The organism is Mycobacterium lehmannii (genome assembly GCF_002245535.1).
Lineage (GTDB): Bacteria > Actinomycetota > Actinomycetes > Mycobacteriales > Mycobacteriaceae > Mycobacterium > Mycobacterium lehmannii.
Map to the genome: position 1 here is coordinate 84555 of NZ_NKCN01000017.1, position 12977 is coordinate 97531.

The 12977-nt window shown below is 58.6% G+C and carries 10 protein-coding genes and 1 pseudogene; 7 read left to right on the forward strand and 4 right to left on the reverse strand.

Annotated features, from left to right (window positions below; genetic code table 11):
• On the forward strand, nucleotides 1-795 hold the full coding sequence (locus tag CEX87_RS18555; RefSeq protein ID WP_094288544.1) for a GAP family protein: 795 nt from the start codon (nucleotides 1-3) through the stop codon (nucleotides 793-795).
• A 247-nt stretch (nucleotides 796-1042) separates the two neighbouring features.
• Nucleotides 1043-1381 (forward strand): hemophore-related protein, encoded by a 339-nt coding sequence (locus tag CEX87_RS18560; protein WP_198957252.1) that lies wholly within the window; start codon nucleotides 1043-1045, stop codon nucleotides 1379-1381.
• 215 nt (nucleotides 1382-1596) lie between these two features.
• Here CEX87_RS18560 and CEX87_RS18565 read toward each other — a convergent pair whose 3' ends face one another.
• On the reverse strand, nucleotides 1597-1938 hold the full coding sequence (locus CEX87_RS18565) for a hemophore-related protein (RefSeq protein ID WP_094288546.1): 342 nt from the start codon (nucleotides 1936-1938) through the stop codon (nucleotides 1597-1599).
• Nucleotides 1939-2434: 496 nt separating this feature from the next.
• On the opposite strand from CEX87_RS18565, the gene CEX87_RS18570 reads away from it, so the two are divergent.
• Nucleotides 2435-3691 carry a glycosyltransferase gene (locus CEX87_RS18570; RefSeq protein ID WP_094288548.1) on the forward strand — a complete coding sequence of 419 codons (1257 nt, stop codon included), beginning with the start codon at nucleotides 2435-2437 and terminating at the stop codon, nucleotides 3689-3691.
• 574 nt (nucleotides 3692-4265) lie between these two features.
• Nucleotides 4266-5489 (forward strand): class I SAM-dependent methyltransferase, encoded by a 1224-nt coding sequence (locus CEX87_RS18575; RefSeq protein ID WP_094288550.1) that lies wholly within the window; start codon nucleotides 4266-4268, stop codon nucleotides 5487-5489.
• A 103-nt stretch (nucleotides 5490-5592) separates the two neighbouring features.
• Here CEX87_RS18575 and CEX87_RS18580 read toward each other — a convergent pair whose 3' ends face one another.
• The gene (locus CEX87_RS18580; RefSeq protein WP_094288552.1) at nucleotides 5593-6876 is read right to left on the reverse strand and encodes a glycosyltransferase; all 1284 of its coding nucleotides are present in this window, start codon (nucleotides 6874-6876) and stop codon (nucleotides 5593-5595) included.
• A 764-nt stretch (nucleotides 6877-7640) separates the two neighbouring features.
• Between CEX87_RS18580 and CEX87_RS18585 the strand changes: the two genes are divergently transcribed.
• Nucleotides 7641-8909, forward strand: a complete 1269-nt coding sequence (locus CEX87_RS18585; RefSeq protein ID WP_094288554.1) for a glycosyltransferase — start codon at nucleotides 7641-7643, stop codon at nucleotides 8907-8909.
• Between the two features lie 50 nt (nucleotides 8910-8959).
• Here the strand turns inward: CEX87_RS18585 and CEX87_RS18590 are convergent, their stop codons facing one another.
• On the reverse strand, nucleotides 8960-9925 hold the full coding sequence (locus tag CEX87_RS18590) for a class I SAM-dependent methyltransferase (RefSeq protein ID WP_094288556.1): 966 nt from the start codon (nucleotides 9923-9925) through the stop codon (nucleotides 8960-8962).
• Nucleotides 9926-10612: 687 nt separating this feature from the next.
• Nucleotides 10613-11665, reverse strand: a complete 1053-nt coding sequence (locus CEX87_RS18595) for an NAD-dependent epimerase/dehydratase family protein (protein ID WP_094288557.1) — start codon at nucleotides 11663-11665, stop codon at nucleotides 10613-10615.
• 51 nt (nucleotides 11666-11716) lie between these two features.
• Between CEX87_RS18595 and CEX87_RS27990 the strand changes: the two are divergent.
• Both CEX87_RS27990 and CEX87_RS18600 read left to right on the forward strand, forming a co-directional pair.
• Nucleotides 11717-11953: pseudogene (locus CEX87_RS27990) on the forward strand (TniB family NTP-binding protein); the annotation flags it as partial.
• 22 nt (nucleotides 11954-11975) lie between these two features.
• The gene (locus CEX87_RS18600; RefSeq protein WP_094288559.1) at nucleotides 11976-12779 is read left to right on the forward strand and encodes a GAP family protein; all 804 of its coding nucleotides are present in this window, start codon (nucleotides 11976-11978) and stop codon (nucleotides 12777-12779) included.
• Nucleotides 12780-12977: the final 198 nt, after the last annotated feature.

A 12977-nucleotide genomic window follows, 5' to 3' on the forward strand; every position in this document is an offset into this window, starting at 1 on the left:
ATGTGGGGTTCTCTTCTCGGTCTGGCGCTTCTGATATCGCTGAATCCGGTTCTCCTCGGGTTCATCCTTCTCATCATTTCGCGGCCACGTCCCGTCCAGAATTTGTTCTTCTACTGGGCGGGCGCTATGACCGTTAACATCCCGTTGTTTCTAGTCCCATTGACGCTGCTACATGTGACGCCCGGGTTCGCCTCATTCGCGGACAACTTGGCCGCCCCAGAAGCATCGAGCGGCACGTTCCAGCCGATTCCTCTGGGCATGGGTGTCGTGCTTCTCTCGGTTGCCGCGATAATGGCGGTTCGCCCCCGCCTGCGTGAGCGCGCAAGTGCACGCGTGAGTAATGGCAACGCAAATTCGGTGGCGGAGTCTGATACCCGGGCCGAAAAGTCGAGACCCCGCGGCCGCTGGACAGAGAAGGCGTCCAATGCGTTCGCCGCCATCCGACGGGCATTGGACCGGCTCGGCAAAATTTGGGAGAACGGGTCGCTGTGGGTGGCGTTCGTCTTCGGCATGCTGTATCTGCCATCGGCGACGCTTGTGTTGCTCATTGATACCACGATCGTCGCTTCGGGAGCGGGCATCGGCGAGCAGGTAATCGCCGCGATTGCATTCATCGTCGGCTTTCTGGCGGTCCTGGAAATTGTACTGATCAGCTACGTCGTTGTACCGACGCAAACACAAGCTGTCCTCCGACCATTACATGAGTGGGCAAGTGCTCACAATCGACAGATCCTCACGGTCTTTTTCACTCTGGTTGGCCTCTGGCAACTTAGCAAAGGTCTCGGCGTCGTGTAACGGAGCGTGGACGTCAGCCTTCGTGCGGCGGCTCTCAAGAGATAGACCCCAATGAGGCGGACCCGAGTTCGCATGCTGAGGATCTAGATATGGGGAACGTTTTCGTTCTCTGGAGGCACCCCAATGGTGGGACGTCGACGGAGTGCGCCATGAGAACACCGTTGATTGGCGCTTGCGGAAATCCACCAGACGGTTCAGGCTGAAAAATGATGTCCGTCGGGGTGAGGGCGAAGGAGAGGATCTTCACGTGATCAAAGCGAAGTCGACCTTGCTAGGTTTGTTTCTCGCTGTTTCGCTTTCTTCATTGGTCGCCGGGGGCGGAACCGCATCTGCGCAACCCGACTATGGGCCGCTCATCAACACGACCTGCACCTACGATCAGGCCCTTGCAGCTGTACACGCTGAGAATCCGATCGCGGCGCAGTACTTAGACTCATCGCCGCCGAACCTCGAGTTCCTACGCATGTTTCTTGCCGCTTCGCCGGAAGGACGCGCTAATCTCATCCGCCAGGTCGAGAATAATCCCGGTGCAGCCGAGGCCTTTCCGGTCATCCAGCAGATGTTCGCCAGCTGCCACAAATACTGACGAACTTGTCCGTAAACCTGATCGGTGGGACACATCTCGCCGGGGGCTGTCTAGACAGCCTTTCAAACACTTCAGACACGTAAAGACCTCCGAGGTGGACGCTCGCGCGTAGTGATGCAGCGAGCAATCTCGGAGGTCTTTACCGTCTCATCTCCTGGCGAGGCATGCGCACGGCTGCTACAGGCGTCGACAGCAGCCTGCCGCGAGCCGTCAGGTCAGTAATTGACGCAGTTCGTCATCATCTGTTGAAAGACCGGCAGCGCCTGATCGATACCCGGGTTGTTCTTAATCCTGTTCAGGAGGTCAACACGTTCGTCCGGTGACGCTGCCATGTACATCTGAAGGAATTGAAGGTTCGGCGGAGACGCGTCCAGGTACTCCGCGGCCATCGGATTTTCAGCGTGCACAGAGGCTATCGCCTGCTCGTAGGTGCAGGTCGTGTTGATCATAGGGCCGTAATCAGGATCAGCGGTAGCCGATCCCGCGCCCGCGCTGAGTGCCAGCGCCAGGGCGCCGCCCGCTCCGACTGCGAGCTTGATTAAGAAGCTGTGTGCCATTGAATGTCCCCTCCTATTGCTAGCCGACTCTGGGGCCTCTATCCCCATGGCGGCGGTACTACCCAGCAACTTACCCGTCTCAAACTTTCAGACGAGACTTACGCACTTCATATCCATTATCTGCCTGCCCGTCCAAACTGTTACAGGTCATGAGCAGTGTTGATTGCACGGGTTTCACTTTGCGATGCCGACGATGCGTCGTGGCCACGTCCGGCGCAGACGACGGCATTTTGGCTGAATGGGACGCACGGGGCGGACTCGCGGCGGGCACTGCCTGCACGATCACACCCTGTAAGGGGCGCAGCCACCTGGGCGCGCGCAGCGACACATGCGACGACGGCCAGCGTGCGGGCGATCCGCGGCCTTACACCGCGTCGATGGGTCACTGGACGGGGACTAAGCTCGCCGGAGTGTGTTGGAGAAATCGACGACCTCCGCCCGTCCCTGGCTGGTCCGCTCGAGCCCCTTACACGACATCGGAAGACGAGGATAGGTGATGAAATTCGCCTTGGCATGTTATGGAACTCGCGGCGATGTCGAGCCGTCTGCGGCTGTCGCCCGCGAATTATTAGCCAGGGGTCACGAAGTTCGGATGGCTGTACCGCGCGAGCTCATCGCTTTCGTTGAAGGGGCAGGCATTGAAGCCGTCCCATACGGACCGCCGATGAAGGACTTCTTGGACGACGAGTTCCTGCGCAACTTCTGGACGGGGTTCGCCCGAAATCCAGCCCGACTCCTGCGCGACCTATGGAAACCCATCATCCGGTACTGGGAGGAGGTGAGCACGACCCTCGTCTCCGTGGCCGAGGGGGTTGATCTTCTATCCTCCGGCATAAATTTCGAGCAGCCGGTCGCAAATGTCGCCGAGCACTACGACATCCCGTTCGTGACCCTGCACGACTTCCCGATGCGTCCGAACGGCAAACTCCTACCGAACTTGCCGTCGGTGCTAGTCCGCAACGTCGGAAAACTCACTGAGTGGCTTTTTTGGCGATCGACGAAGAAGGTTGAAAACCACCAGCGGCGGCTGCTGAACCTACCCGAAGCCAAACGTCCAGCGCCGCAGAGATTCCTCGAACGCGGATCGCTGGAGATCCAAGGATATGACGAAGCCTGCTTCCCAGGCCTTGCTGCAGAATGGGCCAAGTGGCGCAGGCAGCGACCGTTCGTTGGCACGCTAACGCTGGCATTGCCGACGGACGCCGACGACGAGATTGCTTCATGGATTGCAGCAGGGACACCGCCCGTGTTCTTTGCCCCCGGCAGCATCCCGGTTGAATCACCCGCCGAGATCGTCGAACTGATCAGCTCAGCATGTGCAGACCTAGGTGAGCGGGCATTGATTTGCTCCTTCGGGACTGACTTCAGCGACGCTCCACGCTTCGAGAATGTGAAGGTGGCCGACACCGTCAACTTTGGAACAGTTTTTCCGGCCTGCCGTGGCGCTGTGCATCATGGTGGTTCGGGTACGACGGCGGCGGTCCTACGCGCCGGATTACCGTCCCTGGTCCTCTGGAACTCAGGTCAACAGAGATACTGGGCCGCCCAAGTGCAAGAGTTGAAGGTAGGTGTTTCCCGGCATTTTTCCGCAACCACCCGGAACACTTTGGTTTCCGATCTCAATCGGGTGCTTGATCCCGAATGCATCCGCCGCGCCGCAGAGCTCGCGGCTCGCATGACGGATCCCTCGAAAAGCGTCGCTCAAGCCGCTGATCTGTTCGAGGATGCGGTCCGTCGGCATAAAATCGAGTAACGGACGCTCCCCCGACAAAGACGAGTATGAATTCAACACGCGCTATGCGCGCACTCACGACGGATGTGCGCCGACCGCGGCGAGTTTCGTCTGATGTTCACGAACCCGACGCTCCAGCAGAATGAGGCACCAGTAGATTGGTTGACACTCGTACTAGGTTCATGGGCTTAGACATCGGGAACGAACGTTGCGACTCTAGTGATCGTCGGCGACAAGCAGGGGACTAAGCACCTGGAACGTATGTGCGGATGGGAGTCGGTCGTTCCCCTCGTCATCGAAAAATGATGGGTGGGAGTTCGGCGCGAACTCCAATCAGATGTGCAATGTAACCGCCTCAACTCGTATCGTGCGCACGGGAGGTCGTCGCATCGAATTCATGGTAGGTGCATCCGCCCGCAGACCCCGGCCGCCGGATCGGTTGTGCGCCGATAGCGGGATCCTTGCTAGTGTCGGGGCGGTTAGCGACCTCTACCCATCCTGGGGTCGCCGTCATGCCTCGCCCGAATCGCGTCTAAGCTCTTCAGCCAGGGGATAGCATCGCCGAAGGCGAATTCATGCCAGAATAGGGGGCAACTTGTCCGACCATAGCTGTCGTCTTTGCGGCGGGGCACTTCATGAGGTGGTCGATCTCGGTCGTCAGCCCGTATCGAACGCGTTTGTGAAGGCCGAAGACGCCGACCAAGTGCCCTCTTTTAGACTCGCCGTCGGACTCTGCAAGTCATGCACAATGGTGCAGCAGCTCGAAGAAGTCCCGCCAAGCCAAATGTATCGCGCGGATTATCCGTACCGTGCCTCTGGCTCCAAGATGATACGGAGGCATTTCGAGGAGGTCGCCCGGCACATAATTCAGACATGTCCCGGCGACGACGACAAGTTCGTAGTCGAAATTGGCAGCAACGATGGCGTCATGCTGAAGACCCTCAGTGAAGCCGGGATGCGGCACCTCGGAGTTGACCCAGCCGCTAGCGCAGCGGACGTGGCTCGATCGCGGGGAATCAATATTCGCACCGATTTCTTCAACGCATCGACCGCTGAAGAGGTATACGCAGAAAATGGCCATGCGAACCTGATCTTCTCGGCCAATACATTCAGTCATATCTCGTATTTGGATTCGATTTTCCACGGGGTGGACTCATTGCTCGCGCCTGATGGTCTCTTTGTTTTCGAAGATCGTTCGCTCGCCGACATTCTCCGTAACAATTACTTCGACCAGATTTACGACGAGCACATCTACTTGTTTTCAGTCACGTCGGTCCAGGCGATGGCTGCTCGTTTTGGCTTCGAACTGGTCGATGCGGAGCATCTCCCGCTGCACGGAGGATCCATCCGCTACACGGTCGCTCGTGCGGGTACGCGAGCACCGAGCACGGCCGTTGGAAACTTCCTAGCGCAGGAGAAGGCGGAGGGGCTTACTGAAGAAGCCACGTATGTGCGATTCTCGGCGGACATTGATCGCATCAAGAAGGACCTTGTCTCGCTCCTCGAAAGGATACGCGCGGAGGGTCGGCGGGTTGTCGGATACGGGGCTACGTCGAGGAGCGCGACCGTTTTGAATTACTGCGGGATCGGTCCGGAACTACTTCCGCTGGTATGCGATTCGACACCAGAGAAGCAAGGCCGTGTCACGCCAGGATCGAATATCCCGGTTTGCGCGCCGGAGGTCTTTTCGGACCCATACCCCGACTACGCGTTGCTGTTCGCCTGGAACCACGCCGACGAAATCAAGGCGAAGGAGCACGTCTTCCAGGAGCGCGGCGGGCGGTGGATCGTCTATGTGCCCGACGTCCATCTAGTGTGATGGCCGTCTGAGTCGAAAGTGCTCCCACCGATGAATGGTCGAGCACCTGGGTCTCGGGTTTCATGTTCTCACAGCACATTCGCTCTAGCCGAGCGCGAGATCGTCAGGGTGTTGTCCACATTGAGGGCCTCGACTGAGCATAAGCCTCCATCAGATCCGCTGCCCTGCTGACGCTTTCGGCAGGCTTTGTCATTCGCGTAGCTAGTTCGCGCGCATGAGTCATGCACTGAGGGGACAAGATCTGGCTTAGATCCTCTACCAACGAATCGCGGGTGGTGGACAAGAAGCGACGGCCGGTGCCGACCTTCAGTCTCTTGAGATTTGCGCCCCAGAATGGTTGGTCGCCGGCGGTCCAAAGAATAAGCGCCGGAACACCTGCCCGAAGGCATGCATGCGTGGTTCCCGATCCACCATGGTGAACGACCGCACGGCAGATCGGAAATATCGCAGAGTAGTTCACCAGCCCGACTACTTTGACGTGGTCAGGGTGCGCCACTTCACTGAAGTTACTCCAACCAGAGCAGATCAGCGCTCGTTCTCCCAGCTGCGCACATGCCGAGCTGATCATTTCGAGTGTGTCGGCCGGCGACGGGACGTCCATACTGCCGAAAGCAAAGCAGATCGGAGGCGTTCCTGCCGCGATCCATGAGGTAACTTCATCGTCCGCTTCTGTTGGCATCTCCATCGACAGCCCACCGATGAACGGCCGTACGTTGCTGACTTCGGCCCACTCGGCCTCCAACCCGGGGAAGCAGATTTTGTCGTAGGCCTGGAGCTCAAGCACCCCGCGCTCTGTGATTCGTTGCGCTGCCGTGCTTTTAGCTCGCGGTAGCCCAAATTGGCGTCGCTGCACATCCTCGGCCCTCTTGTTCATCCGCCAGCAGAACCAGTCGTCCGCGCGCATGGCGGCACTGGCCAACGGCGCGGGAATCGGGAGGAATTCCCCGTTGGGACGCATGGGAAAATAGTGGAGTGTGGTCAACGGGATGTCGCAGAACTCCGCCACATTGACTGCCAACTCCTGAAACACCTGACCTGTAAAGAGAAGGTCGGCGTCTCGAGATAGGGACGTGAGCGTGTCGCTCATCTCCCCCCAGTAGCGAAAAATCGGCTCCCACAATTCGCGCACCAGTCTGATCGGCTCTCCAATCTTCCATAGGCTCTTGAAAAAGTCCGACCAGAAGTTGCGAAGCGTTTCGGTGTCCCAAAAGGCATGCGGTTCCGGCCCGTAGGCTACTGCTGTCAGGCCAACTGATTTCGCGAAGTCAACTAGATTGGGCGGGACCGCCATCTGCACGTCATGGCCTCTGTGCATCAGTTCCCGACCGATGACAACCGCAGGCTCTATATCGCCACGAGTTCCATGGCTTGCTAGCACAATTTTCATCGTGCATTCCTCACTTGATCTTGTGACTGGCATTTCGAGGTGGTTTTCCGGGAATGTCAATCAACAGCGGTGCGGTAGTAAAGCACCACTCCGCCGAGTAAGACGAGACTTCAGCGATATCGATACCCCCCACGCATCTATCGGCGCCATCGTATCGTCAGTCCGTCGAGCCCTGCAGCCTTTCGGGTTCAAGACGCCGACCGGATAGAGCCAACTCAGGTCTGAAGGTGTCCCTGAACTGCGGTTATGTTCACGCTTTTACTCTTTCGCGGGTCCAAGCACTCCCATCGCCAAGCGGTCGATTCCTCATCGGATGGGTCCTCGCATGGAGGACCTCCGGTTTCGCTGAGCGCACACCGCGGCATGCGTCGTGAGGGAGTCTGATTCCGCCTTAGCCGTCAGTTCACTGCGATCGAGCCCGTCACGCAGACCCGCAAGTCCTGCAGCTATGCGGCTTGCGTAAGGTTGCAGCGCAAGCCGCGTCGTTGGCGCGGCGTCTTCGTGCCTCAGAAGGGAAGGCGGGTCATGCAGCGGTCGGCCGAGTCGGTAACCGTAACCACCGCCAGCTTCAAGCTTCGGGAGATGCTATCGGCGCACGAAGGGGGCCGAGCTCTCTGCGCGGGTGCTTACCTGGGTGTTCAACGGCGAGCGGTGAGTCGACGCGCGCGAAGCGCCGCTCAACTTCTGTGGGGATACTGCCGATTGCCGAGCGTTCGTGGCGTGCACGGCGACCGCAACGCAGACTTTCCGGGGTGTCATTCGTTATGAAATTCGCCATTGCTAGCTACGGGACACGAGGCGATATTGAACCGTCGCTCGTGATTGCGCGTGAGCTGCAAGGGAGGGGACACGATGTACACATGGCCGTTCCTCCCGATTTAGTTGCGTTCACTGAGTCCGCAGGGCTTGAGACTGTCGCATATGGACTCGACACACAAACGTGGCTCGGCATATATCGCAATTTCTGGGAATGTGCCCTCCACACGTTCTGGAAGGTCCGGGAGCTGAGGGAGTTATGGCGGGAGATGTGGGCCCTGAGCGACGAGTGCTGGGCACAAATGAACCGCACCCTTACCTCGCTCGCTGAAGATGCAGACGTGATATTGGCCGGACAGAGCTACCAAGAGGCCGCTGCAAACGTTGCCGAGTACCTCGATATACCGCTGGTCACGCTGCACCACATCCCAATGCGGCCAAACGGCCAACTAGTTTCGATCTTCCCGCCGGCTGTCGGTCGCACGGCTATCGCAGCGTTCGACTGGTTGGCTTGGCGACTTAACAAGAAGGTTGAGGACACGCAGCGTCGTGAGCTCGATCTACCTAGGGCAACGGCTCCTGCCGCGCAACGGATCGCCGCACGCGGAACGTTGGAGATGCAGGCCTACGACGAGGCCTGCTTTCCCGGACTAGCTGCTGAATGGGCTAGGTGGGAGAAAGAGCGTCCTTTCGTTGGTATTTTGACGATGGAGCTAGGCACCGAAGTTGACGACGAGGTCACGTCGTGGATTGCGTCCGGAACACCGCCGATTTGTTTTGGTTTTGGCAGTATGCCGGTGGAATCGCCAGCCGAAACTGTTGAGATGATTAGCGCCGCCTGCGCCGAGTTAGGGGAGCGTGCCTTATTGTGCGCCGGTTGGACCGATTTCAGCGACGCCCCGCAATTCGATTACGTAAAAGTGGTCGGCGCTGTCAATTACGGTGCAATCTTTCCCTTGTGCCGCGCGGTCGTTCATCACGGTGGCTCTGGAACCACCGCCTTAAGCATGCGCGCGGGGGTTCCTACGCTTATCTTGTCGATGGACGCGAATCAAGCACTCTGGGGTGGCCAGGTCAAGCGACTCAAAATCGGAACCACGCGCCGCTTTTCAAGAACCACTCGCGAAACGCTCGTTGATGATTTACGACGGATACTCCGTCCAGATTACGTTGGGCGCGCGCGACAGATCGCGACCCGAATGTCAGATCCAGCTGACAATGCTCGCCATGCCGCTGATCTCGCGGAGCGCTTCGCTACTTTCGAAGGACTTAAATAGCCTAGCGCCTGATTTAGGTCAACTAGAGCGGGGCGACACCGTGTTCGTTATCAACCCGCCGCCGACTGCTCTGCGTGTTGGCCGTCTCGTATAGCTCGCAAGAAAAACCCGCTCCAGTCGCCGCGCCCCTCTTCGTTCAGGCTCGCGGCTAGTTTTTGCCACTTCCAAATTCGCTTCGGGCCGAAGAGGCGGATCGTTTTCCTCGAGAAGTTTGGATCAGCTAACGGTATGTCGTGCCGGTAGGCTTCACTGCCGAGGAACTGCAGGAACGTCGAATCATCTATCGACTTTTCCACTCGCAAGCCGACAGATTCCGCTGCGATCGCCATCCCTTGTCGCGAAGGTATGACTATATGGCGAGGCGCGTCCAGGTTAATCCAGTCGCTGCGGAAGTGGTTCCATGCATCTGATGAAGTGGTCGGCAGCCGAACCAGGCAGACTCCATCGGCGGCCAGCCTCTCGCGTACTGCGCCCAGCGTTGCGACCGGGTCCGGGACGTGTTCTAACGAATGATTGAACATGATCAGGTCGAATGGGCCGGCTAAATCATCCAAGTATCCCTTGACCAACCGAACGCCTTCGGGCGTCTCCCCATCTGACGGAAGGAATGGATCGACGCCGAGTAACCTAGTGAATCCGCTACGGGATAACCGATCAAGTAGTCCGCCACTACCGCAACCAACATCGACGATTCGTGCATCTGAGCGCAGTGATAGCTCACCGAGCATGGCAACGACGTCTCCACCGCTATCATGGGCTCCTAAGACAGTACGCAAATTTTTCGGAACCATCTCCACAATAGCTCCCACGAGTTTTCCACCGACATGGAGCATATAGCGGTCATGCTGGGCTTTGAACCACTTAAGAAGCGACGGTCTATCCGAGATTTTATATGAATAATAATCTGACGGATAATGGCGTCCAAGCTCCTGACTCGTCAGTGATCGAACGGCTTGCAGCGTTTCGCATCCGGCACAGCTGAAATAATCAAATCGCTCTTTGGTTCCGAAGTACATTTCCCGAACCGAGATAACCGAATGAGGGCCGGCAGAGTGGCACAACCGGCACTCGTCGCAGGTATCCGTCACTTCAGGCCAGGGCTATCCAGTTGCCCGGCAGCAATGATCGCCCGGAGCCCACCGGCTTGGCCAAGAGTTTTTCGACGATAAGGCTTGGGCTTCGACACGAACCGGACAACAGTGCATATGACTGCGAGCGAGCCAGTCTCGCTTCGGGAACGACGGCGAATCCTGCGGGGGTGGCTTTCACCTCAAGGCTCTCCTAGCGCAATATCTGTATGCGGCCGGGCGGCACGCTCATGTCAGACCACTCTACGCATCGGCTTTGAGTGCTCCTGGATATCAACTATCACATGAACTGCCTCGCGCAGGCCGAGCGAATGCGTCATCCGGCATCATCTCATGGCTGGATAGAAGACGGTCCGGACCCGGGCTTACTGAATGCGCCTACGGAGTGAGCTCACCGGGTATAAGCGGCAGGCAGGCTTCCTGCCGCCGGCGCGACGCCTAGGCGCACCACAGTTGGGATCTGATTCGGGCGGGCTAATAGATGCACCATGCAATCGATTTTTAGAGCTAACCCGCCCGGCTCCGGATCGTAGCCAGGGATCGCCCTCGGCGACACGTCGCGCGCTTCTGGCGGCACGATTGTGCGTCCAGCGGGAGATACGCCCCCGAATCCGGTTACCTTGTCTGTTGGCCGATCCATTCGAGTAGCGCATGTAGACCATTGTCCAGCGTCCACCGCGGCCGCCAATTGAGTGCCTCCGTGGTTGGTGTGATATCACAACTCGCCGCTCGGATATCACCGTCACGAAACTTCCCTACGACAACTGGAGGTGGCGCTCCGAAGTTGGCAGCAATTTTTTGAGCGAGCTGATGGATCGTGGTCGGGGTACCAGACCCGATGTCAAGACAGCGCGGTTCGGAGGGCGGCTCCTCCACCGCGAGGAACAGCGCGTCGATGACGTCATCGATGTAGACGAGATCGCGAACTATTTGGCCGTCCTCGTACACCTCTGACGGCTGTTGTTCGCGTGACAATCGCGCGAAGAACGGCACCACCCCTGTGTAGGGATTAGTCAACGATTGGCCTGGCCCATAGGCGTTTTGCAAACGCAGAATGCTGACACTGGTGTCGCGTGCCGCAGCCCAGGCAGTCAAGAGGTGCTCTTGAGCGAGCTTGGTCGCACCGTAGATATTGGTGGGGCGTGGCTCGGTGTGGCCTGCGCGGTGCGGCAGAGGCACCGGGGGCTCGCCCGTGGGCGAAGGGGGGTCCCAACGCCCAGTTGCGAGCTGGGCGTGGCTGCGCGGACCGGGGTAAAAGATGTGGTTGCCCGCCTGCCAAGCACCTTCGCCGTAGACAGCCCGCGATGACGCAACCACCAAGTGCTCAGGAACCACGTCTGCTCGAGTCAGCGCATCGAGCAGCTGGGTCGTGCCGACTACATTGACAGAGCCATGACGTGTGGCGTGCGTCAGCGACTGCCCAGTTCCGGTTTCAGCCGCTAGGTGCACAACCTGAGAAGGACGAAATAGACGAAGAACAGCGTCCCAGTCGGGCGCGTGAGTGACATCGCCAGTGAAGAAGCGCACCGCTTGCGGAAGGTCGAGGGCTTGTCGTCCGGCGTGCACTTGCGCGAGCAAGATGTCCATCATTGCAACTTCGTAACCAGCTTCGACCAGCCGGCGCGATAGTGCGGATCCAACAAATCCAGCCCCACCGGTAATCAACACAGACTTTGCCAAGGACCGACGCCTCCCCGTACCGCTGGACGAAAATGTGAAGTGACCGATACGCGATATCGAAGCGCGGTCACTCGAAGTATAGCGAGCAACCCGACGCCACCCGGCGCTGGCTCAAGTCGATTGGACTGGGCCCGCTGCCTTCTTATGCCCTGTTGTCTCGCGCGAGGGGCGACCAACGTAGCTAAATCGCGGGTGCTTCAACGGTTTCAAGGGAAGCGTTCAAGCCAACGGCAGCAACGGAATCGGGAGCTCCCAGTGATTGTTACATCGAAACAGCAAAGTTGTAGCGTATACGCGCATGTGGGGCGAGTTGGTCGGTGTCGGACTTGCAGTGTCACTGAATCCTGTGCTGCTTTCAGTCATTCTGCTCGTCTTGTCGAGGCCCAGGCCGGTCCCCAATTTGCTGGCATTCTGGCTTGGTTGTCTGATCGCGAACATCCCCACCTACCTGGGATTCCTCCTGCTTCTACATCTAGTGCCGGGGTTTGCGTCTACCGCCGAGGAACTCGCAGGTTCTGACTCCAGTGTGACGGTAAAGCCCCTTCAACTCGTAGTGGGTAGCCTCGCCCTATTGGTCGCTGCCGCGATAGCGTGGCACCTCTGGAGACGTCGGACCGCGCCATCCTCATCGAAGGACTCTGGAGAAAGCGAACCGGGGGTTTCCCGGGAGTCGGGCAGGACACCTGTTAGCACGCGATCCCCCAGTTGCGTCAGGAACTTGGTCGATAAGGTCGAGTCTGCATTCCGTCGGCTTCTAGCGCGGGGGCGCGATGCATGGGAGAACGGCGCTTTGTGGGTTGCACTAGTAGTTGGCTTGGGGTACTTCCCACCGCCGCCTCTGGTCGCGCTCATCGGTACGGTGATCGTGGGCTCTGCGGCGACCCTGGGCGCCCAGATTCTTGCCTCGATCGTGTTCGTTGTCATGACGCTTGCGGTACTGGAGATCGCTCTCTTGAGCTACGTAGTCTCGCCGGCGAGGACAGCGGCCTTGCTGCGACCTCTGCATAACTGGTCGGAGGTTCATCGGGAGCACGTGCTGCTGGCACTATTCGCGGGCCTCGGCATATGGCAGTTAGCAATTGGCGCCGGCATCGTTACCTAGCGAACTCCTACTATATTTACATCGTTTTCAAGACTCTCCGCGCTTTGTGGCCACGCGGTTGTGGGCTGTAAGCGGGCGCCTCATCGATTTCCCAAGGACCTTCGCGAACCCGACGAATCAGCCGACTGCTGAAGTACCAGCTCAATGGTCTTTCTAAGGTGTGACTTTGAAAATTCTTTACCACTTAACCGTGGCCAG